Source organism: Streptomyces sp. NPDC101152 (genome assembly GCF_044768275.1).
In the GTDB taxonomy this organism is placed as follows: Bacteria; Actinomycetota; Actinomycetes; order Streptomycetales; family Streptomycetaceae; genus Streptomyces.
The window spans coordinates 1-22,768 of sequence record NZ_JBIWPO010000046.1 but is presented as its reverse complement, the minus strand read 5'-3'; the positions used below and the strand labels follow the sequence as shown (position 1 = coordinate 22,768).

The window sequence follows — 22,768 nt, the reverse complement described above, 5'->3', positions numbered from 1 at the left end:
GTCATGGTCGATGTGAACGTGGAGCCCTTCGAGACCGAGGTCCGCACCCGCGCCGGAGATCTCGTCCGCGCCGACGTCTACCTTCCCGCCGACAGCGAGGGACCGTTCCCGGTCGTCCTCGGCGCCTCCCCCTACCAGAAGGCGCTGCGGCACCTGCCGCAGCACCCCGTGTTCCCGTTCATCGAGTACGGCCCCATCCAGCTCTACCTCGACCACGGCTACGCCTACGTCGCCATGGACGTGCCCGGCACCGGCCGCTCCGAGGGCACCTGGGACCCGGTGTCGCGCGGTGAGGGCGAGGCCATCCACGACATGATCGAGCACCTCGCGGCCGAGGCATGGTCCACCGGCGCGATCGGCATGATCGGCATGTCCCACTACTGCTGGAGCCAGTGGAACGCCGCCCGCACCCGCCCGCCGCACTTGCGGACGATCGTCGCGTACGACGGCGCCACCGACATGTACCGCGACTGGATGTACCAAGGCGGCATACCGGTCCAGGGCTTCCTGAGCACCTGGCTCTTCGGCTCGGTGCTGGTCCAGCACCAGATCGACGGCATCGACTTCCACATCGGCGACAAGCAGGACTTCGTCTACGACGTCCTCTCCCATCCCCTGGACGACGAGTGGCAGCGTCGCCGCTCACCGTTCTGGGAACTGCCAAAGATCGAGATACCCGTGTTCTCCATCGGCGTGTGGGGCAAGGCCGCGCTGCACCTGCGCGGCAACTTCTACGGCTTCGAACGCGTGCGAGGTCCCAGGAAACTGCTGGTGACCCACCCCGACAGCTTCGCCGCCGCGCAGCGGTACTACTTCGACGAGGACTTCCACCGCACCGAACTGCTGCCCTGGTACGACCACCATCTCAAGAGCGCCGACAACGGCGCGATGGACAAGCCCGACGTCCGCTTCTACGTCAACGGCGAGGACACCTACCGCTCGGCGTCCTCCTGGCCGCCCCCGGACGTGCGGACCAGCACCTTCCACCTCGCGGGCGAGCAGAGCGGTGCCGTCCACTCCCTCAACGACGGGACGCTCACCGAGACCGGGCCGGCCTCGGACCGGGCGTCCACCTCCTGGTCGTACCCGGACCCGGAATGGATGGCCGGCGTCACGGTCTTCGACAAGAACGGCGTCCCCGACCACGTCGCACGCGTCAACACCTTCACCACCGCGCCCATGACCGAGGACCGTGAGTTCACCGGCCACGCCACGCTGACGCTGTACGGCTCCACGGACCAGGCCGACATGGACGTCATCGTCAAGCTCTCCCTCGTACCCGGCGACCCCGGAACCGGGTCGCCGATCAAGGTCAGCCAGGGCTGGCTGCGAGCCTCCCACCGTGCCGAGGACCCGGAACTCACCAGCGACATGCGCCCGTTCCACCTGCACAACGCCCTGGAGCCGGTGGAACCCGGGACGGTCTACGAACTCCACATCGAGATGCTGCCGCTGTCGTTCCTCGCCCGTGCGGGCGACCGCATCCGACTGGAGATCACCAACCAGGACTCACTGATCACCGACGCCCCCATGACCCACTTCTACGGCCAGAAAGCCGGGACCGACACCTACCACCACGACAGGTCGCACCCCTCGGCGCTGCACCTGCACGAACGCCCGCGCCCCCGGTAGGGCCGTACCGGGGGCGCCGCCAGACCTCCCCGGCCCTCCCCGGCTTTACCCAGAAGTGAGAAAGGCGGTCCTGTCCGGACAGGGAATTCGAACGATGATGATCGCATGGCATCGACGAACCACTTCGGCGTCGCCCTGCGAGGCTGGCGGGAGCGCCTTTCGCCCCTGGCGAGCGGACTGGAGACCGACGCCGCCCGGCGCATTCCCGGTCTGCGTCGCGAGGAACTGGCCCGGCTTGCCGGTCTGTCGGTCGACTACGTGGTGCGGCTCGAACAGGGCCGCGCCCGCAATCCCTCCGCCCAGGTCGTCACCGCCCTGGCCAGGGCCCTGCGGCTGGACGCGTCCGAGCGCGACCACCTGTTCCGCTGCGCCAGTCTCGCGCCGCCCGCCGGCGGCGGCGTACCGCTGCACGTGCCGCCGAGAGTGCATCGGCTCGTCCGGCAGCTGAGCGATGCGCCGGTCGCGGTCTACGCCGCCGACTGGACGCTGGTCAGCTGGAACCGGATGTGGACCACCACCGTCGGCGACCCCCGTACCTACGGCTGGGACCAGGGCAATCTCGTCGCCGGGATGTTCCGTTCCAGCGGCGGTCACCGGGTCGATTCCATCGCCGCCTGGCCGATACGCTCCTGGGCGGGCGACGAGGCCGAGGAGGAGTCCCTCGTCGCCGACCTGCGGGTCACGGCAGCGGTCTACCCCCACGACGCCCGTCTCACCGCACTCGTCGACCGGCTGCTGCACACCAGCTCCCGCTTCGCCCACCTGTGGTCCAACGGCACCGCGGGCCTCCACGGCGGCGACCGCAAGACCATCGAGCACCCCCTGGTCGGTGACCTGGCCCTCGACCTCGACGTCCTCATGGTCCCCGGCTCCGACCTCCGTATCGTCACCTACTCGGCCGACAACGGAACCGACAACGCCGAGAAACTGGACGCCCTCCGCGATCGGTGAACCGGTGCGGCTCTCGCCGGGACGCCCGAGCAGGCCGGACGGACGGCACACTGTCCTCCTTTCGGCCGTCACGCGACACGGGCGGCGCGTCCGGTCACGCGGGGCGCCGGCGGCCGAGGGCGACGACGACCTCACCGACCCGTTCTCGTTCGGCCTCGGGCTGGATCTGTTCCAGGCCGCGCACGCGCGGCTGGACGCGCTCGGCGTCCGCGTTCCGGCGATCCGTCTCGTCGACTGCGATGGCGCTTACTGCCCGGCCGACCTTGCGATCGTCGAGGATCTGCCGGGAGAGACTCTGGAGGAACTGCTCGCGCGCGACCCGGGCGCGGCTGCTCTGGGCATGGCCCGGCTCGCGGAGTCGCTGGTGACCGTGCGTGATCCCCGGAGGCGTACCGGCTCCAGGTTCCTCCGGTCTCGTTGCGGAGCCGGGTGGTGGTCTTGTCGTGGTAACCGAGGGCGTCCGCGACGACGGGGGCGTGCAGGCCGAGGAGTTGCTGCCGGATGGCGGCGCCGCGGGCCGCGGCGGTCGGGGTCCCCTGACGTGACGGCGGTCGGCTCGTTGGGCCATTCGTGGGACTGATGCTGCCGCCGGAGGCGGTTGGAGATGGCGAGTTGAGTGAAGCCGAAATCCGGTCGCTGGACGGGGAGTTGGAGGCGCTTTGCGTCTCGGTCGACGACGTGTTCGCCCGTCCGGCCTCGCGAGAAAACTTGCGGGCGATGGTGCGCGGGCTGCTGAGCGAGGTGCCGCGGAAGAACATGTGGCAGCTCGCCGAGTTTGCGGGGCACCCCAACCCCGACCGGCTGCAGGGCTTCCTGGCCAAGGCCGCGTGGGACGCCGACGAGTTGCGTGACCGGGTCCGGGCCTACGCCGTCGCCGCCCTGGCCGATCAGGACGCGGTGCTGATCGCGGACGAGACCGGCGACATCAAGAAGGGCGCCAAGAGCGCCGGCGTGCAGCGGCAGTACACCGGAACTGCGGGCAGGATCGAGAACGCCCAGGTCAGCGTGCACCTGTCCTACGGCTCGAGCCGGGGCCGCACCCTGATCGACCGCGAGATTTACCTCGGCCGGGCCTGGGCCGGCACCACCGCCGGCCATGAACAGCGCTGTGCCGAGCAGGGCATCCCGCCCGAACGCGCCCACGCAGTGGCCACCAAGCCGGAGCTCGCCCGGCGCATGCTGGAGCGCGCCGATAAGGCCGGGGTGCCGTTCTCCTACTTCCTGGCCGACGAGGTCTACGGGCAGTCCCGCGCCCTGCGCGCCTGGCTGGAAGAGCACCGCATCCGCTACGTACTGGCGATCCCGAAGGACGAGGCCCTGCCCCTGCCGGACGGCCGCACCCGCCAATATGAGAAGGCCTGGCCGGACTGGTGGAAGTTGGCCGACGAGGTTCAGGCTGCCGTGTCGCCGGGCAGCGGCAGTGCCGGCCGCTGGGCGGGGCATCTCCACTGTCGGTGTTCGAGGCCGTCGAGGCCGAGACGCTGCTGCCGCTGCCGAAGACGCCATTCGTGCTGGCCCGCTGGAGTGCAGCGACGGTCGGCCCGGACATCCACATCAAGGTGGGCCGCACCCTCTACTCGGTGCCCTGGAAACTGATCGGCCAGCGCGTCGACGTCCGCTCCACCCAAGCCTTCGTGCAGGTCTTCCACGACGGCGAACTGGTCAAGACCCACGCGGCACTTGAGCAGGGCAAACGCACCCACAGCAGCGACTACCCGCCGGAGAAGATCGCCTTCCATATGCGGACTCCCACCTGGTGCCGCACCCAGTCCACGCAGGTCGGCGCCGCCTGCCGTGAGGTGATCGACCAGCTGCTGGAGATCAACGCGCTCTACCGGCTCCGCGCCGCCCAGGGCGTGATCGGTCTGCGCAAGAAGTACGGCGACGAGCGGCTGGAGGCCGCCTGCGCCAATGCCACCACGGTCGGCGACCCGTCCTACCGCACCATCAAGGGCATCCTGGTCGCCGGCACCGAGACCGAACCCGCCCCCGAGAGCGCCGGCGACGGCGGAGCCGCCGCCTTCCTGCACGGCCCCACGCGGCTCTTCGCGACCGTCGGCATGACGAACGACGACCGTGTTGACTTCCTCCCCCTCCTGGAGGGAGGGGGATTCCTACGGCTCGCGCCGTGGGGTTTTCTGCTGTATCGCCGACTGCCCGCCCGGAGTACTCCGTTGAGGTCTTACACCAGGGTGCCTGGGTAGTCCCGTTCACCACTCATCCGAAGCCCGACCGGCACTCGCGCGGCTTGCGGTCGATGACGTCGGTCGAGGTTCTGCTGTCGGCAGACTGGCCGAGCGGAACACCAGAACCTGCCAGGCTGGCGGCATGGGGATGAACATGGCGGTGCGCCGGCTCGATCTGGGGTATTTCATCCGGCCCGTGTCAGAGACCGGCGGCCCGCAGCCGCGCGTCGAACCTGTGCTTGCCTACCTGGTGCAACACGATCACGGCCTGATCCTTTTTGACACCGGCATCGGCAAGGCGGACCCCGAGACCGAAGCCCATTACCGGCCCCGGCGCCGGGCCCTGCAGGATGCCCTGTCCGCGGCCGGAGTCGCTCTTGACGACGTCTCCCTCGTCGCGAACTGCCACCTCCATTTCGACCACTGCGGCGGGAACCCTCTCCTGGACGGCAAGCCCATCCTGGTCCAGGACGTCGAGCTGGCCACGGCCCGCAACGGCGACTACACCTTCGACGAACTGATCGATTTTCCCGCTGCGTCCTATCAGGAACTCGACGGTGAAACCGAGGTCTGGCCTGGCGTCTGGATCATTCCGACGCCAGGGCACACCCAAGGGCATCAGTCGCTGGTCCTTCGGCAAGGCGACGGCACGATAGTCCTCGCCGGCCAGGCACACGACTTCGCCTCCCACTTCGCATCCGACCAGCTTGCCCGCCAAGCGGCACTTCACGGCGTGGAGCAGCCACTTCCCGCCTACCAGCACTGGCTGGACCGACTCGCCGACTTCGACCCACGACGCGTTCTCTTCGCGCACGACTGCTCAGTCTGGGAACCGTCGCAGAGCACCTTCTAGATTCAGGCCGCGATTCTGTGAATCCCCGGCTCATGCTCGGAGCAGGATTCGGGTGCGGGGGAGGAGCAACAGTCAATAGTTGTGGATCAGGTAATGCGACTATTGGCAGTTGGCGTGGTGGCCTGCTGATTCAAGGGTGTGCGCCGCGGGTCCTCGGGTCGCTGGGGTGGAGTGGTGGCGCGGCTACCGTGGGTGCACGGCGTAGGTCAGGTGCGTCACCCGCGACGACGGCTCCGAACGGACCAGCTCCAGCGCGACCCTGGATGCGTCCACGCCCTCGAACAGGCGGATTCCCGAGCCGAACAGCACGGGCGACAGTGCGATCGAGAACTCGTCGATCAGGCCGGCGTTCACGTACTCCAGGATCGTCGCGCCGCCGCCCGCGATGCGCACGTCGCGGGCGCCAGCGGCCTCGCGGGCCTGGTCGAGCGCGGTCTCGATGCTGTCGTTGACGAAGTGGAAGGTGGTCCCGCCCGTCCGCTCCCAGGGGTCACGTTTGGTGTGCGTCACGACGAAGACCGGCGTGTGGAACGGCGCCTCCTCCGGCCACATCTGCTCGCCGGCGTCGAACATGCGCTTGCCCATGACGTTCGCGCCGGTGCGCTCGAACGTCTCCCGCACGATGTCGTTGTTGCGCCCCTCCTCGCCGCCCTCGCCCAGCTTCAGGTTCTCCCGGAAGAAGCGCAGCGGGAAGATCCACTGCTGCAGCTCCATCCACTGCTGCCCCATCAAGTCCCCGAGGGACTCGGGCGCGATGAACCCGTCCAGCGACATCGACACGCTGAAGAACACCTTCCCGGCCATCAGCCCTCCGCCCTCTTCCGAAGGATCTCGGTGACGTAGGCCGCCAGGTTGCCCAGGGTCTGCCGACCGCCCTCGATCGCGTGGTACTTCTCGACCGCCTCGTCACGCAGTTCCTTGGTGGGGAACACCGTGCGCATCACGATCCGGGTTGCCGCGCCGTCCGGTGCGAAGGTCAGGACCGACTCGAAGGCATTCGGGTCGTCGCGGGACTCACCGTGCAGCAGCGTGATTCGCTCCGGCGGGGTGATCCGCAGCCAGCGGATCCACTCGGAGTAGTCGGTCCCGTCCGGCCCGTGCAGCACGAAGTCCCACTCCCCGCCCTCGCGGAACTCGAAGGACCGCGTGGTGGTGGTGAACCCGTCCGGACCCCACCACTGCGACAGGTGTCGGACCTCGGTGAACGCCTCGAACACCAGCTCCCGTGGGGCGTCGATGACCCGGGAGATCACGATCTCCCGGTCGGCCGTCGCCTGCTCCGCCCGCGCATCTTGCCTTGTCCCTGCCATCGGTCATTCCTCCTGCCGTGTCTGCTTGAGGTCCTGCACGTAGGTGTCCAGCCGGTCGAAACTCCCGTTCCAGAACCGCTCGAATCCGCCGACCCACTCGTGGACCGGCCGCAACCCGCGGGCGTCCAGGCCGTAGAGGCGCTGCTTGCCTGCCTTGCGGTCCCGCACCAGCCCGACCTCCCGGAGCACCCGCAGGTGTTTGGACGCCCGCGGCTGGCTCATCCCCAACTCCTGGGCCAGGTCGGTCACCGGCCGCTCACCCGCCCGCAGCAGCGCCAGGATGTCCCTGCGCTGCGGCTCGGCGATCGCGTTGAAGACATCTGATGTCGTCGCTGCTCGTGCCATGACCTCGATCATATGCCTATATCGGCATGCGTCAAGCCGAGAGGAATCAAGCGGGGCTCGTCGGATGACGATTGCATGCCTGATCAGACTGCAGTGGCCTTCTTCCGCTCGACAGGACGCCGTTTTCGAACCGGGCGCCGGAGCGGACCAGGGTCACGAGGTGCGCCCCGGTGATGGCCCGCCAGCGTCCCTGAGCGGACTCGACGAGCTTGAACACCATCGCGAGGGCGGCGGCCGGGCTACCGGCGCCGCGGGTGACCTTGGTCCGGAGCTTGACCGTCGAGAAGGTTGATTCGATGGGGTTTGTCGTTCGCAGATGGATCCAGTGTTCGGCGGGGAAGTCGTAGAAGGCCAGCAGTTCCTCGCGGTCGTCTGTGATCTTCGCGACGGCCTTGGGGAACTTTGCGCCGTAGGTCTTGGCGAACGCCTCGACCGCCTGCTCGGCGTGTCGGCGGTCTTCGACGTTGTAGATCTCCTGCATCGCCTTCGTCGCGCCTGGCCGTGCGGACTTCGGCAGCGCGTTCGTGACATTCCGGGCCTTATGAACCCAGCACCTTTGATGGTGGGCGGCGGGGAAGACCTCGGCAAGAGATCTCCACAGACCCATCGCGCCGTCGCCGACGACCAGTTCGGGGTCGCGCATGCCGCGGCGGCGACAGTCGCGCAGCAGATCGGCCCAAGACTCGGCCGACTCGCGCAGCCCCTCGGCCAGGGCGATCAGCTCCTTGGTGCCGTCCAGCCGCACTCCCATCAGCACCAGCACGCAGCTGTGGGCCTGGCCGAGACGGACCTTGGGGTGCACGCCGTCGGCCCACACGTACACGTAGTCGGCCTGCGACAGGTCGCGGGCCTGGAACGCAGCGTGATCGTCGCTCCACTGTTGGGTCAGCCGGGTGACGGTGGCCGGGCAGGCACCACCGCCAAGGTGGTCCAGGGAGCCGCCGGTGACGCCTGGCAGGCGGCCGCCAACCTGCCGGTGAAGCTGATGGACAACGTTGTCGCGACCAGCGACGGGAAGGTCTACTCCGCCTTCGGCTTCAACGGCGGCGCCGACACCAAGGACATGTACGCTCTCGATCCGGTCACCGGCACCTGGAAAGCGGGCCGTGCGGCAGACACCCGGGAGGATCCCGCCCACGGCTTCATCGACGGCAAGTTCTCCCCTGTGTGCGCTGCTCCCATAGAGGTAGGGACGGGAATGGAAGCAGCAGGAAGAGGATGCTCCTGATCTGCACTTTTCCATGGGTAGTGGGGTCGTGTCCCCTTTTCTGCGGTTGCGCCGCCGGCGAAGTAAATGCTTGCTGGAGAACAGCCGATGTACAGGTCTCAGCATCCAGTAGAAGGAGTCATGATGCAGTCCTCCATGTCCGACGCAGTCCTCGTCGGCGCCGACGCTGCGGTCCTGGAGTCCCTTCCCCTGCCGGACCACTTCCCCGCAGCCGTGGTCCGACGGGAGGACGTCGACATCTTCCGGTCAATGGAGGACAAGGACGTACGCAAGTCCCTCTTGGTTGATCAGGTACCCATGCCGGAGTTGGCCCCCGACGAGGCGCTAATCGCCGTTATGGCAAGTTCCATCAACTACAACACGGTATGGACCGCTATGTTCGAGCCGGTTCCCACCTTTCAGTTCCTCCGGCAAATGGGCAAGAACGGCGGCTGGGAGGCGCGTCACGACCTGCCCTATCACATCGTTGGTTCTGACGCTTCGGGAGTCATCGTCCGAACGGGATCGTCGGTACGGAGGTGGAAGGCAGGTGATCACGTCGTGGTCTCGCCGGCCTACGTCGACGAGCAGGACCATGACACCCATCGGGACGGGATGCTCGGTGAGGGGCAGAAGGCCTGGGGCTTCGAGACCAACTTCGGCGGGCTGGCACACTATGCCGTCGTACGGGCCAGCCAACTGATGCCGAAACCCGCTGCCCTCAGCTGGGAGGAGGCGGCGGTCAACCCGCTGTGCGCGAGCACCGCGTACCGCATGCTGGTCAGCGAACGCGGCGCGCGGATGAAGCAGGGGGACGTCGTACTGGTATGGGGGGCGACTGGTGGTCTGGGCGCCTACGCCGTCCAGCTTGTCCTCAACGGCGGGGGCATCCCCGTCGGCGTCGTCAATTCCGCAGCGAAGGCGAGCGTACTGAGATCGCTGGGATGTGAAGCGGTCATCGACCGCACCGAAATCGATGAGGGAGATCCCACACTTCTGGAGCGGCCGGAGGGGTGGAGGAAGATGGGCAAGGCTATCCGTGCTGTTGCCGGAGAGGACCCGCACATCGTCTTCGAGCATGTCGGTCAGAAGACATTCGCCGCATCCGTCTTTCTCGCCAGGCGCGGAGGCATCATCATCACCTGCGGGTCGAGCACAGGATACGAACACCTTTACGACAACAGGTACCTCTGGATGCGCCTGAAGCGGATCATCGGAAGCCATGGCGCAAACCTCCACGAGCAGTGGGAGGTCAACCGGCTCCTCGCGCTGGGCCACGTGGTGCCCACGCTGTCCAGGACCTACCCCCTGAATGACGTCGCCTCCGCGGCGCGAAGCGTTCAGACCAACCAGCACATCGGCAAGGTGGGAGTGCTGTGCCTCGCGCCCGAGCCCGGGCTGGGTGTCACCGATCCAAGCGCCCGGGCCCGGATCGATGACAAGCGGCTCCACGCGTTCCGCAGCTGACTACTCCGCTCGGTCGACGGCCGCCTCTTTGAGTGCTTTCACCAGATGCCGCGCGATGGCGGCGACATGCGGGGGATCGATGAGGGAAAGGTGGTCGCCCTCAACGGGGACGATCTCGAGGGAGGCACACAGTGGCGCCCAGCCGAGGTCCGCCTCCGACCTCAGATACCGCGGGTCGAGAGCGGTGTTCAGGGGCTGCGCCTGCTGGGCCCGGTATAGAACCACGTGCCCATCGGTGGGCTGCGGCACGTAGCGCTCCCCAACGCGCGCGTCCACGTACGACGTCCGCTGATGCTCCATGATGCCGGGGCTCATGTCGAGACCAGCCTCGGCCACCCGGCGCATGACGACCTCGATCTGCCGCTCGTCGGGGGTTGCCGCAAGCTCGGCATAGGGGAGGTCCAGCTTCTTCCCGTACGTCTTCTCGATGTACTCAGCGAATCGTCCGAACCGTTCGAGAAGCATGTCCTGCGAATCGAGATCGGGGAGTGCGGCTGGCAGAATCGTGTCAATGAGGCCGAGGAAGCCGACCTGTTCGCCCGCCTGCGCCAGTTGCTGGGCCGCCTCATAGGCGAGACAACCGCCGAACGACCAGCCGAGGAGCCGGTAGGGCCCCTTGGGCTGAAGATCCCTGACGAGACGGACGTAGTGGGCCGCCTTCTCTTCCATCGTGTTCAGGTCGTCGAGTCGTTCCAGGCCGTACACGGCCTGGTCGGACGGCAGGAGCTGGGTGAGAGGTCGGTAGACAGAAGTGGGCCCCCCAGCCGGGTGGAAAGTGAACAGCGGGAGTGTCACAGCGCCCGGGGTGGAGGGCCTCAGGACGGTGACCGTGGACTTCCCGGCCGGGTTGACCGATGGCCGGATCAGCTCCGCGATGTCGGCCACCGTACGTGCTTCGAGCAGGGACTCCACCGTGAGATCCGGGGGAACTCCTCCCAGCCGCCCGCGAATCGCATCGACGAGGCGCTGCGCCGCGCGATCGTCTCCGCCGCCTGAAGCGAAGTCACTGAAGACGTCAACGGGGCGATGCTGCAGCACTTCGGCCCAGGCTCCGGCCACCAGGCGTTCGGCGGCGTCCCGGGGTTGGATCGAGGCCGGCAACGCGGGCAGCGGGGGCGAACTCGAAGCTTCCGTCGTCTCCTTCGGCGGTGATGTGGCAGTCCGCACGACGTCACATTCCAGCCCGAGACTTTCGAGGAGGGCCTTGCCGATCTCCTGAAGCGTCGCACCGCGCAGCATGAGGTCCGGCGCCAGGTCGATGCCGAAGTCCTGCCGCGCAGCGTTGCGGATTCGCACCGCCATCAGTGAGTCGAGGCCCAGGTCGGGAAGCGGCACCGTCTGGTCGATGTTCGGCACCCCGAAGCCCATGAGAGCGGCGGTGCGCTCGACCAGGCGTTCGTAGACCTTGTCGGCGGCGCCTTCAGCGAGTGATTCAATGCCGCCGGGCCCCACCCAGTCGTCCATGGAGGCGATGTCGTCCTGGAAGCACTCCGCGAAGAAGGGAATGTTCGATACGCCAGGAAATGCGCTGAGTACTCGTTCGGTGTCGAAGTGGGCCACACCTGTGTGTGTCCGGTTGTGGACGACAAGTGTCTGCAGAGCGTCCAGCCCCTCGCTCATGGTCAGTGACCGCAGAGCCATGGCCCGGTCCGTGGGAACGCCACCGGTGTCGCTCCAGGGGCCCCACGCGATGGACGCGGCCGGTCTTCCTTTGGCCCTGCGCCGCTGCGCCACGGCGTCCAGCCACGCGTTGGCGGCGGCGTAGGCCGCCTGGCCGGGGGAGCCGAGCAGGGCGGCCGCTGAACTGTAGAACACCCACCAGTCGATGTCATGGGGGGCAAGAGCCTCCTCCAGGCGTAGGGCGCCGAGCACCTTCGGACGCAGCACGGTGTCGATGTCGGCGGCCTCGATGTCGGTGATCATCCGGTCGTAGAGAAGGCCTGCGCAATGGGCGACTCCGCGTAGTTCGTGACCCTCGTCGAGCGCTGCCTCCACTAGGCGCGGCGCCACGCCTGGGTCTGCGATGTCCCCTTGCACCACGGTGGCCGAGGTCCCGTGAGCGAGCAGCTCATTGATGACCTCCTGGGCTTCCGGCGTGGGAGACCGCCGTCCGTTGAGGACGAGGCGGCCTGCCCCTTGCTCGGCGAGGCGACGAGCCGTCGCCAGACCGAGTCCTGTGAGGCCACCGGTGATGATGTAGGCGCCCTTCCGGCGGATGAAGGGGGTCTCGTACTGTTGCGCGGTCAGGTCGGCGGGGGCCAGGCGGGCTACGAGCCGGGTCCCCGTTCTCCAGACGACTTCATCCTCGGGACTGTTGCCGAGCAGTTCCTGAAGGAGTTCTTGGCCTGATCCGGGCGAGTCGTCGAGGTCCACCAGGCTTGCCCGCAGGGTGGGCTGCTCGAGGGCCAGGGCGCGTACGAGGCCGCGCAGACAGGCCAGGTTCGGCTCGCCCGTCTCTCCCGGGTTCACAGCTCTTGCCCGCCCGGTGACCATCCAGAGCCGGGGCTGGCGCCCTCCCGGCACGTTGGAGGCGAGCCGGCGCGCGATTCTGGAGGCCGTGTGCAGAGCGCCGGCCTCGCCAGCGTCGGTTGGTGGGCGGGTCAGGAGCAGCACCACGGCCCGGTGGTCGTCCTGTTGGGTGCTCTCCAGCCAGTCGCCGAGCAGTTGTTCCGTGTCCGGAGAGGAGCCCGCACCGATCGTGGTCTCAACGCCCTTTCCTCGCAGCGCTGCGTCGAGGGTGGTCAGCCCACCGTCGTCGTCGTCGGATGGAAGCTTGTCCGACAGGAGGAGGACGCTGTTGAGCTCTTCCGGGAGCGGAGCGGGCGACTTCCGCCACTGGATGTCGTAACTGAGCGCTTCGAGCGGCTTGCGGATCTCGCATTGGTCGGGGGAACGGAGTTCCACTCCTCGAGCGGTGATGAGGGTCCGCGTTCCGCGCGCCACGACGTTCCACGGCGGTTCCGCGTCGGGGAAGATGCCGGGCTGCGCCGTCCCGGGCGTCGTCGGGGAGGCCTGAATGGTGACCGGTTCGTCCGCGGTGAGCTGCTGGATGTGCAGGTATCGCACGGCAGCGGGGACAGCGTGGGGGGACGGAGCGCTAAGAGACGCCTCGGCTTCCGCATTTGCCCTTCCGTGGGTCGGCGCGTAAAGGAGCGCCGTGAGGAGGGCGTCGTGCCCCGGCACTGTCCGTTCGCCGGGCGTCGCCTCGTCTCCGGCGGGTTCCCACTGGCTGACGAGGGCCGTCGGTGAGCCCGTGTCGGAGGTGCCTTCAGGCGGCATGGAGGTGTCGGTGGTGACCTGTGCCGACGCGTAACAATGCCAACTACCGTTCGCTGCACGGGCGTTGATCGTGACGGTCGCACGGTCACCGGCAGGCTCCCACATGATAGTGACGGGCGTGCTCGTGCCGAGGGGGAGCCACCGGTCGATAACGAGGTCTTCGAGGGAGAGATCCGTGACGGTGTCGTGCTCATGAACCTCCCGGGCGGCCGCAAGCATGAGGGCGGCGGCAGCGGGCAAGTTGAGCACCGGCTGTCCGTGGAGGGGACGTTCGAAGGCGTGCGTGCCGGACGTGCCGAGGTCGGTCTGCCACAGAACGGCGTTCGTGCGAGGATCGTCGGTGCGCAGTCCGAGCAGGCCTCGGCCGAAGACGCCAGAGGGACCACCTGTGGCTCTCCGGCGGTCGAACCAATACCGTCCATGGCGCCAGACCGGACTGGGAAGGGCAACCCGACGGCCTGCGGGCCACAAGTGGCTCTCGCTCACACTCACCCCCGCGAAGTGCAGTCGGGTGAGCGCAGTGCGCAGGTCGATCGATTCGTCTCCCCGCTTGTCCAGCGTGGGGATCACCAACGCGTGCGAGGCGCTCCCGGCCGCTTGGACGGTCTCACTCACGGGCACGAGAGCGATGGGGTGGGGGGAGATCTCCACGAAGAGCTCCAGGCCGTCGATGACGGCGGCCTCGACGGCCTGGTGCAGACGTACGGGGCGCCGCACGTTGGCACACCAGTAGTCGGCATCGGCGTGCACAGCGGCTCGCGGATCGTCGAGGACCGTGGTGTACCAGGCGACCTCGGCCTGGCCCGGGGCAAGCGTGCTCAGGGCGTCACGCAGTTTTGGCACGATGACGTCCACTGACGGCGAGTGTCCCGCGCCACCGACGTCCAAAAGCCGGGCGAGACGACCCTCGGCGGCCAGTTCGTCCACCAGCCGGCGCACACCCTGGGCCGGCCCGGTCACCGTGCATCTCTGGGGAGAGGAGTGCACGGCGATCTCAACACCGGGGAAGCGGGCCAGCACCGACGCCCGTTCCCCATCCTCCAGTTCGACTGCGGCCATGGCGCCGGTGCCCTCGGTGTCGATGGCGGCCAGCTGTTCCGATCGCAGGAGGACGACGCGCAGGCCGTCGGCCGGGCTGAGTGCTCCGGCGACGACCGCGGCGCTCACCTCTCCCACTGAGTGGCCGATCACGGCGGAGGGCCGCACACCGTAGGCCTCCACGGTCCGTGCCAGCGCGACGTGCATACCGAACAGCAGGGGCTGGACATGGTCTACGCCCGCGCCTGCCGACGCCTCGAGCAGACTCCGCAGCGAGTGTCCAGTAGCCTCCGCGTAGACCGGATCGAGGTCACGCACTGCGGCGTCGAACAGCGCGTCCTGCTGGAGGAGGCGCCACCCCATCCCCGGCCACTGGGAGCCGTGCCCCGAGAAGACGAAGACGGGCCGACGGCCTTCGGGCGCCCGCACCGATGACTGGTCGGCGCAGGGTGTGACAAGGCCTGGGCCCTCTTCTCCACGTGCGAGAGCCGCCAGCAGGTGGGCCGCTTCCTCGTGGGTGCGTGCGATGACGGCGGCACACGTCTGCCCCCTCCGGTGGCGGGCAAGGGTGTGGGCGAGGTCCTTCATGGGCGGCGTGTCGTCGGATGCGGCCAGCCGTGCGAGCCCGGCAGCGACATCACCGATGCGCTGTTTCGATCGGGATGACACGACCAGTACGTGGGGGCTTTGAGACGCGGCAGCGAGGTCTTCGGTCCCGATAGCTGCGGTGCCGGAGGCGGCGACGGGCGCCTGCTCGAGCACGATGTGTGCGTTGGTGCCGCCGAAACCGAAGGCCGATACGCCGGCCCTCGGAGGGTGCCCCTCCCGCCTGGGCCAGACCATGGGGGCTGAGACCACGCGCAGTCGGAGGTCCGTGAAGTCGATGTGCGGGTTGGGCGTGTGAAAATGCAAATTCTGCGGGATCTGGAGGTGGTGCAGAGCCAGCACGGTCTTGATCAGACCAACGATTCCCGCCGCGCCCTCGAGGTGCCCTAGGTTGCTCTTCACGGAGCCGATGAGTAGCGGTCGGTCGGCGGGCCTGCCGCGGCCGAGGACAGCGCCAAGTGCGCCGGCTTCCATGGGGTCTCCGAGGAGGGTGCCCGTCCCGTGCGTCTCCACGTAGTCGATGCTGTCGGCTTCAACCTGAGCGTTGTCCATCGCCCTGCGCAGGAGGATCTCCTGAGCTGCCGGATTGGGGGCCATCAGGCCGGCTGATCGGCCGTCACTGTTGACCGCGGTGCCCTTGATGACGGCCAGGATCCGGTCACCGTCGCGTTGTGCGTCGGCCAGCCGCTTCAGGACGACAACTCCGCACCCCTCTCCGCGGGTGATGCCGTCCGCCATTGCGTCGAACGGTTTGCATCGTCTGTCCGCCGCCAGCGCCCCGGCCTGGTCGAAGGATGCCGTGATGGCCGGCAGCAACAGGACGTTGGCTCCCGCCGCCACAGCGGTGTCGCACTCGCTGCGGCTCAGGCTCACGCAGGCCTGGTGGACCGCTACCAGCGAGGATGAGCAGGCCGTGTCGACGGTGACACTGGGGCCGTGGAGGTCGAGCAGATACGACAGCCGGTTTGCGGCGATGCTTCCCGCCGCGCCGGTGCTGGTCCACGGAGTGAGGCGGTCGGGATCCGACGTGGTGAGGTGGCCGTACTCGAGGGCACTGAGGCCGACAAACACACCGGTGTCGCTGCCCTCGATGGAGTGGGCCGGGCGACCTGCATGGTCCAGGGCTTCGCAGGCGACCTCCAGGAGCAGGCGCTGCTGGGGGTCCATCACTTCGGCCTCACGCGGGGTGATGCCGAAGTAGTCCGCGTCGAAGGCCTCGACGTCGTCGAGGAAGGAGCCCTGCCCGATGATGTCTTCGACGGGTGTCCCAAAGGAGGAACTGCTCGCGAGGGCCCGTCGGCGTGCGGCTGGCAGGTTCCCGACGAAGTCCCTTCCCGCCAGAAGCTGCTTCCAGAACGCCTCAGGGCCGCTGACGCCTCCTGGCAACCGGCAGCCCAGCCCGATCACAGCGATGGGGTGTGGTGCCGGGGAGCTTTCGCCGAGAGAGTTGCTGGAGCTGGGGACGGCAGCCGCAGGGGCGTGGTCCCCTCGCCCCTGCGGCTGCCGTTCGTCTTCCTTCTGCTGCTCCCGTGTGGAGTCCTTGATTGTGCCCAGACGCTGAACGAGCTGTTCGATCGTCGGGGTCTCCCACATCAGGGTGGCGGGCAGTGACAGGTTCAGTGCTTGTTCCAGCCGACCTGCCAATCCGACAGCGGCACGCGAAGTCAGCCCGTAGTCCACGAGAGGACGGAGGTCGTCGATCTCGTCCTCTGGTACCCCGCAGGCACCAGCGATGAGCTGGCGCAGAACTGTCCGCAGTTCACCGGACGAGATCGATTGCCGCCCGGTTGTCGCAGTTGCTTCCTCGTCCGCTTCCATCTGTCTCTCCTTGCCTGCCCTCTTGCAGTGCCCCGCCGTGTATGACTACGCGTCAGCGGCGGTGGTCCATACCCCCGTCAGGTACTGGTCTCGGCATGCGCTACGGGCCACCTTGCCGCTGGTAGTGTGCGGAACGGTGCCCGGCGGCACCAGTACGAAGTCATGCATGGCTGCACCGTGCCGAGAGGCGACCGCGCTGCGCACCGCGCGCGTCACTTCTTCCAGGGCGATCTGGCGACGGTCCAGGTCTCGCCCGTGTTCGGCCACCACGACGAGTCGTTCGCCTTCGGGAGCAGACACGGCGAAGGCGGCGACGTGGTGGGGGCGAATGGCGAGGTGCGCCTTCTGGACCGTCTCCTCGATATCGTGCGGATAGTGGTTGGTCCCGTCGATAATCACGAGGTCTTTCAGACGTCCTGTGACATAGAGCTGCTTGTCGTGCCACACGCCCAGGTCCCCGGTGCGCAGCCACGTGGTGTTGCTGTCCTCGCCCTGCACCACTGCGCGGAACGTAGCGTCGTTCTCCTGCTCACGGCCCCAGTAGCCGCGGCCGATGTTGGGGCCGCGGAGCCAGATCTCGCCGATCAGGCCGTCCTCCTGACGCTGGCACGTCATTGGATCGACGATCACCAAGTCCTGTCCGGTGGGGCGACCACAGGACACCACTTCGACGGCGGTTCGCTTCTCGGCAGTGTCGACGGTCCGGGCGATTCCCTGTCCCAGGGCCACTCTGTCGAAGGACGTGACGGTCGGCTCTTCCCCCACGGGCGAAGCGCAGACGAATACAGTCGCCTCGGCCAGTCCGTACGAGGGACGCATGATCACGCGCCTCATGCCTGCGGACGCGAATGCCGCCTGGAAGCCCTCGAGAGTGCGGGCCGCGATGGGTTCGCTGCCGTTGACCATCGCCGCGACCGATCCCAGCGAGAGCTCGGCGCGGTCCTTGTCGTCCAGGCTGTGAAGACAGTAGTCGTACGCGAAATTGGGCGCGGCGGTCAGCGCACCGGGGTACCGGGTGAGCAACTGCAGCCAGCGTGCTGGCCGCTGGATGAACGCCAGAGGGTCCATGAGGACGGAGGGAAGGTGGCCGAGGATCGGCAGGGCGATGGCCAGGACGAGTCCCATGTCGTGGTAGAGCGGCAGCCATCCCACGGTGCAGTTGCGGCCTCGGCCAAGGTCGTACGCCTCCAGCGCCTGGCGGGCGTTGGCACACACATTGGCATGGGTGATCTCCACGCCTGACGGAATGCGGGTGGAACCCGATGTGTATTGCAGATACGCCACGTCCTGCGGATCACTGTCGTGGAGCAGAGAACCGCATCCCGGTGCGACGTTCCGCAGCTCAGACTCGGTGACGATCCGGCACGCCGGGGAAATTCCCTGTTCCGCGCAGTACTCCAGGAGAGGACGGCGCTGCTCTTCGACGGTCAGTAGAAGTGTGGGAGCAGCGTCTTTGAGCACTGCCGCGAGCTTCTCCGAGTGCCCTGGCAAAGAGGGCATGAACATGGGAACGGCGATCGCACCGGAACACGCGGCCGCAAGGAAGCCGACCACATATTCGAGGCTTTGCGGTGCGACGACTGCCACTCTCTCACCACTTGCACAGAATTGCCGAATTCCTGATCCGGCGGTACGCACCCGTTCCTCGAGTTGATTCCACGTCAGTGAGGTAGCCTCGCCGGCGCCAGAGCTGTAGTCCACAAAGCTTACGGCTGTTTCCTCCGGGGTGAGAGTCGCCACATGGGCGAGATTGTGGCCGAGTGTCTCTGTCACCAGTGATGCCACGTGGTCACCAAACCTTCATTCCGCAGGCAAGAGTGGCGCCGCTCCGCTCTGCCGTCGTGGGGGCATCTGGACTCCAACTGGGCTATGCGCACGCCGCACCTTGCCAGGTCATCGAGGGCACAGCGAAACACGGAGCTATCGGAATATGCCAGTGACACGCCGGTACCGCGTGCGAAGGCGAGGTCCCCCGGTTGGGCTGGCCTACAGTCCCGACACAGGTTCTTTCCCCAAGCCGGGGTATCGCACCTCGGGAGGAAACCATGAGCCGACTCCATGCCCTCAGCGTCGTGTCGCCTGCAGTTCTCTCCACTTTCTTGACAGCTCTCGACGGCTCCATCGTGAACGTGGCCCTGCCGCAGATACGCCGCGAACTATCGCTGTCGGAAACAGATCTGAAATGGGTCGCAACCGCGTATCCGCTGACACTGGCAAGCCTGCTGCTGATGGCCGGGCAACTGACGGACACCAAGGGCCGGCGCTGGGCGCTGCTCACCGGGGTGGCAACCTTCACGGTTGCCTCGGTCTGCTGCGCTCTGTCGGCAACGGGCATGATGCTCGTCTGCTCCCGCGCCCTGCAGGGCGCCGGTGCGGCGTTCATCCTGCCGTCCTCGTTGGCCATCATGTCGAGAGACGTGCCACGTCGAGCGCGCACCGCTGCGTTCGGCGCGACGTCGGCCACCATGGCGTCCGCACTCGCCTTCGGGCCCGTGATCTCCGGCGTGGTGACGCAACACCTCGGATGGGAGTGGCTCTTCGCCCTGAACATTCCCCTCGGGTTGGCTGGTTTCGTCATCGGTGCCGCGGTGATTCCCGGGGCGCGACGTCGTAGCAGGGACGAACGCCGTCAGTCAGCCGCCGTAGTGCCGCACTACATGATCACATTGGCATGCCTGTCCCTGGCCGCCCTCGCCTATTTCCTGATCCAGGGGCCCAGCTACGGATTCACAAAGCCGTCGGTCATGCTCTCTGGGATCGCTGGCGGAACAGGCCTGCTCACGCTCTACGGCGTCAGGAGACCGGAGCGCAGCCCAGCCTTGGTCATGCTGCTCCGCCAACGCGCTTTCGCAGGGGGAGTAGTCACCCAACTCCTGTGGGGCCTGGGAGTGAGCGGGGTCTACTTTTACACATCGCAGTTTCTGCAGAACAGCCTTCAGCTCAGCCCCACGGAAGCCGGACTGACGTTCACTCCAGTCGTCTGCGCACTGTTCGTCACCGTGCCGTTCGTCGGCGCCCTCGCCAGGCGATGGGGAGATGCGCGCATCGCTTCCTCGGGTCTGGTCCTGGTTGCCGCAGGACTGCTCCTCGTCGCACTGGGCAGCCACAAAGGCGGTCTCGTCGACCTCCTTCCCGGACTGGCAGCCGTGGGAGCTGGATCAGCGCTGGCCTTGCCGCTGACCACACGAGCGTTGGGCGCGTCTCCCGACAACTTGTCGGGTTTCGCCGCAGGTCTCTTCAGCGCCGCGCGGGAGTTGTCTGGGGTGTTCGGCATCGTGCTGGTGGGCGCGGTGGTCACCTTCGTCCAGAATTCCATCGCGACCAGAGGGACCACGGACGCCCAGGCGTTCGCGACGGGTTATCAGGCAGGGCTGTGCGTCGCGGCCGCGCTGGTGGGGGCCGGCGTACCAGTGGCCTTGTGGGCTCTGCGCTGCTCTCCCCAAGTGATGAGGAATACCCCCATCGACTCGTGAGGCCTGCCGTGCGGGCCCTACTGGCAATGGAGGGTCCGCCTCAGGACGCGGCAGGCTCTGTCGGCTCCGTCCTCTGCCTGCAGGGCGTCGTGGAGCCGCCGCGCGGATTCCCGGTAGGCGGCATTTCCGGTGAGCGCTGTCAGCCGTCGAACGAGATTTCGAGCTGTCAGGTGCCGGGCCGGGAGCGGACGTGGGCCCGCCCCCAGCTCATGGATGCGAGCACCCCAGTACGGTTGGTCGCCGAAGAACGGGCAGGCCACGGAAGGCACGCCTGCCCGAAGCGCCGCGAAGGTGGTTCCTGCGCCCCCGTGATGGACGACCGCGGCCATCCTGGGGAACAGCCACTCATGAGGAGTGTCGGAGACGACCAGCATGTCGCCTTCGCTCGTCGCCGGATCTCCGGCGAGCAGGCCACGCAGTCCCGCACGTCTGAGAGCTGCCCGGACCATGCGGTCCGTACGGCGCGGGTCTGGGGTTCTCATGCTGCCGAACCCCACGTACACCGGTGGCGGTCCGGCGTCGAGGAAGTCCTGCAGCCGGTCCGGGGGAGTCCACAGTGGGCGCTCGAGATTCCAGAAACCAGTGAGGTGCACGTTCGGCCCCCAGTCGGTCGGCCGCTGGACCACTGCCGGGCTGAAGGCGCAGAGCACTGGGGCGCGGCGGATCATGCGGAGGGGGGACAACAGGGGCATGGGCGCCAGTCCCATCTCCCGAACGCGCCAGCGGTTGAGGAAACGGCGGGACAAGAGCCAGGTGCCCATGTCCACCGCGTCGTAGCTGATCCGGTTTCCGAAGCTGCCCAGGGTTTTGGCGGGTACGAAGGGGTGGGGAAAAGCGACGGTGGGCTGGCTCGGCTGAAAGTGAAGCACCGCATGCGGGACGCCCAGACACTGGCTCAGATGAACACCGAACAGGCCCAGGGTCGGGGCCAGGACGAGGTCCACCCCCTGAGCGCACGCCTGGGCCTGTTCCAGGATCGTCTCGATACACGGCCGAAGTACTCGGTTCATCTTGCGGATGAATGCAAGCGGGCCTGCCCGGCCTGAAAGAAGTTCCTGGCCCGCAACAGATTCGATGATCTCTGTAGGGTCGACCAACAGCGGATGGAAGTTAACTCCGGATTCTGCGATCAGCTGCTCGTAACGCATGCTGGCGAGCACACGCACGGCGATGCCCTGACGTACCAGTGCCTGCCCCAGAGCCAGGCAAGGTTGAACATCTCCACGAGACCCGCCGGCGAAAATCATCACCGTTGGCTGACCCATCCCGATGAACCTTTCTGAGAGAAGCGGTCCCGCCCGCGAAGTGAGTTACTGTCCGAGAACTCCCACCATTGTGGGCCAGATGTCGTGCAGTTCTTGTTGCCAGTAGGGCCAGGAGTGGGTACCAGGCCGGTAAATGTGTGTCGTGGTCGTGACGCCCGCCGATCGCAGAGATGAGGCGAATCGCTTAATCTGGTTCGGGAGTACCGTCTCGGCCAGGGAACCGACGAGTAGGGCGTCCAGCGGGCGCCCCTTGTCCAGCGGACCTACTGTTCCGTCGCCCGAGGAGAGGTGAACTCGCGTCCCACGAAACGATCGGGGCATCGCGGCCGGGTTGTGATCCTGCCAGACATTGAAGTTTCTTACCGGATCGCCCCACACATCACTGATGTCGATGCCGTCCCTCTGCGCACCCAGTTGCAGGGTAAAACGCACTGACGGCTCGTTGAGGTCCACGTACGAGCTCATTGCAGCCACGTACCGGAACATCCCCGGGTGATGGGCCGCGTAATTGAGAGCTCCGAACCCTCCCATGGAGAGTCCGGCGATCGCTCGAGAGGAGCTCGCACGGTAGGACTTCTCCATGAGGCGGATGAGCTCACTGGTGTGGAATGTCTCCCACAGGCGCGTTCCGGAGTACCAGTCGCTGTAATAGCCGAATTTCCCGCCGTCGGGCATTACGACCAGCACGTCCGCGCTCTTGGCGAGTTCTTCGATATCCGTCTCACGGGTCCATGACGTATAGTCGTCATTCCCGCCATGCAGCATGTAAAGAGCAGGGAATTTTCGCTCCTTCTCCGTTGTCCAACTTTTCGGAAGGATGACTCGTACGGGAATGTTCGATTGCATTGCAGGTGAATGAATCATGACATCCTGGGTGCGCTCGTCGATGCTTGTAACTGAAATAATGCTGGCATCTTTGGCCGAATTTTTCCCTGCACCGCCCGAACTCTGAGCATGGGCTGGAATTGCTGCAGTCAATAGCAATGCGGCAAGGGTCAGGGCGGCACAGAAGGATCTTCTGGCACTGGAGGGCAGGAACCTTGGCCGAGTAGGAATGAACGACATTGCTTGAGGACTCCTTGAGAGAGTGGGTCGACAGGACGAAGCTCTTACTTTTGCCTGATGTGAGCTCGCGCACGGACGGACTCACCATGCCGAAATCGGGAATCGGCTACCACATGACACACCGCTGGCTGCTGAGAAGCTGTTCAACGCCGTGACTCTGTTGGTGATGTTGGGCAGGTCATGCGGTCCTACCTTCTTCCTTGGGTCGGACGGGCCAGTCGTAAGGTCCAGAGATCCAGGGACACCGGGTATGGCTTTCATGCGGTTGCACCC

The 22,768-nt window shown here is 66.9% G+C and carries 14 protein-coding genes and 2 pseudogenes; 7 read left to right on the top strand and 9 right to left on the bottom strand.

Annotated elements, in window-relative coordinates:
- The first annotated feature begins 3 nt into the window (after positions 1-3).
- The 5 genes from ACIRVK_RS36280 to ACIRVK_RS36260 all read left to right on the top strand — a co-directional run bounded on the left by ACIRVK_RS36280 (position 4) and on the right by ACIRVK_RS36260 (position 5,622).
- Entirely contained in the window at positions 4-1,632 is a 1,629-nt protein-coding gene (locus ACIRVK_RS36280; protein ID WP_404254803.1) for a CocE/NonD family hydrolase, read from the top strand.
- A 105-nt stretch (positions 1,633-1,737) separates the two neighbouring features.
- Positions 1,738-2,583 (top strand): helix-turn-helix domain-containing protein, encoded by an 846-nt coding sequence (locus tag ACIRVK_RS36275; RefSeq protein WP_404254801.1) that lies wholly within the window; start codon positions 1,738-1,740, stop codon positions 2,581-2,583.
- 612 nt (positions 2,584-3,195) lie between these two features.
- The gene (locus ACIRVK_RS36270) at positions 3,196-4,179 is read left to right on the top strand and encodes an IS701 family transposase (RefSeq protein ID WP_404254799.1); all 984 of its coding nucleotides are present in this window, start codon (positions 3,196-3,198) and stop codon (positions 4,177-4,179) included.
- Positions 4,092-4,787 (top strand): Mu transposase domain-containing protein, encoded by a 696-nt coding sequence (locus ACIRVK_RS36265; protein ID WP_404254797.1) that lies wholly within the window; start codon positions 4,092-4,094, stop codon positions 4,785-4,787. Before ACIRVK_RS36270 ends, ACIRVK_RS36265 begins: the two co-directional genes overlap by 88 nt.
- 124 nt (positions 4,788-4,911) lie before the next feature.
- A complete protein-coding gene (locus ACIRVK_RS36260) occupies positions 4,912-5,622 on the top strand; it encodes an N-acyl homoserine lactonase family protein (RefSeq protein WP_404254795.1) in 711 nt (236 codons plus the stop codon).
- A 183-nt stretch (positions 5,623-5,805) separates the two neighbouring features.
- Here ACIRVK_RS36260 and ACIRVK_RS36255 read toward each other — a convergent pair whose 3' ends face one another.
- The 4 genes and pseudogenes from ACIRVK_RS36255 to ACIRVK_RS36240 all read right to left on the bottom strand — a co-directional run.
- Positions 5,806-6,426 (bottom strand): dihydrofolate reductase family protein, encoded by a 621-nt coding sequence (locus ACIRVK_RS36255; RefSeq protein WP_404254793.1) that lies wholly within the window; start codon positions 6,424-6,426, stop codon positions 5,806-5,808.
- Complete coding sequence (locus tag ACIRVK_RS36250; protein ID WP_404254791.1) at positions 6,426-6,932, bottom strand: SRPBCC family protein; 507 nt, start codon at positions 6,930-6,932, stop codon at positions 6,426-6,428. Before ACIRVK_RS36250 ends, ACIRVK_RS36255 begins: the two co-directional genes overlap by 1 nt.
- A gap of 3 nt (positions 6,933-6,935) precedes the next feature.
- Entirely contained in the window at positions 6,936-7,277 is a 342-nt protein-coding gene (locus ACIRVK_RS36245; protein ID WP_404254789.1) for an ArsR/SmtB family transcription factor, read from the bottom strand.
- A gap of 46 nt (positions 7,278-7,323) precedes the next feature.
- Positions 7,324-8,199 (bottom strand): annotated as a pseudogene (locus tag ACIRVK_RS36240) (IS256 family transposase); the annotation flags it as partial.
- A gap of 429 nt (positions 8,200-8,628) precedes the next feature.
- Between ACIRVK_RS36240 and ccrA the strand changes: the two are divergent.
- Positions 8,629-9,951: a crotonyl-CoA carboxylase/reductase gene (gene ccrA, locus ACIRVK_RS36235; protein ID WP_404254879.1), complete on the top strand. Its 1,323-nt coding sequence runs from the start codon at positions 8,629-8,631 to the stop codon at positions 9,949-9,951.
- On the opposite strand, the gene ACIRVK_RS36230 is transcribed toward ccrA, so the two are convergent.
- The 3 genes and pseudogenes from ACIRVK_RS36230 to ACIRVK_RS36220 form a co-directional block, all read right to left on the bottom strand.
- Entirely contained in the window at positions 9,952-16,281 is a 6,330-nt protein-coding gene (locus ACIRVK_RS36230; RefSeq protein WP_404254877.1) for an SDR family NAD(P)-dependent oxidoreductase, read from the bottom strand.
- Positions 16,282-16,437: 156 nt separating this feature from the next.
- Positions 16,438-16,692, bottom strand: a pseudogene (locus tag ACIRVK_RS36225) (acyl carrier protein); the annotation flags it as partial.
- Between the two features lie 45 nt (positions 16,693-16,737).
- Positions 16,738-18,465 carry a fatty acyl-AMP ligase gene (locus ACIRVK_RS36220; protein WP_404254875.1) on the bottom strand — a complete coding sequence of 576 codons (1,728 nt, stop codon included), beginning with the start codon at positions 18,463-18,465 and terminating at the stop codon, positions 16,738-16,740.
- Between the two features lie 272 nt (positions 18,466-18,737).
- Here ACIRVK_RS36220 and ACIRVK_RS36215 point away from each other — a divergent pair, with 272 nt between their 5' ends.
- Positions 18,738-20,165: an MFS transporter gene (locus tag ACIRVK_RS36215; protein WP_404254787.1), complete on the top strand. Its 1,428-nt coding sequence runs from the start codon at positions 18,738-18,740 to the stop codon at positions 20,163-20,165.
- A gap of 17 nt (positions 20,166-20,182) precedes the next feature.
- Here the strand turns inward: ACIRVK_RS36215 and ACIRVK_RS36210 are convergent, their stop codons facing one another.
- Complete coding sequence (locus ACIRVK_RS36210) at positions 20,183-21,430, bottom strand: glycosyltransferase (RefSeq protein ID WP_404254785.1); 1,248 nt, start codon at positions 21,428-21,430, stop codon at positions 20,183-20,185.
- 45 nt (positions 21,431-21,475) lie between these two features.
- Positions 21,476-22,495: an alpha/beta hydrolase gene (locus tag ACIRVK_RS36205; RefSeq protein ID WP_404254783.1), complete on the bottom strand. Its 1,020-nt coding sequence runs from the start codon at positions 22,493-22,495 to the stop codon at positions 21,476-21,478.
- Between the last annotated feature and the right edge of the window lie 273 nt (positions 22,496-22,768).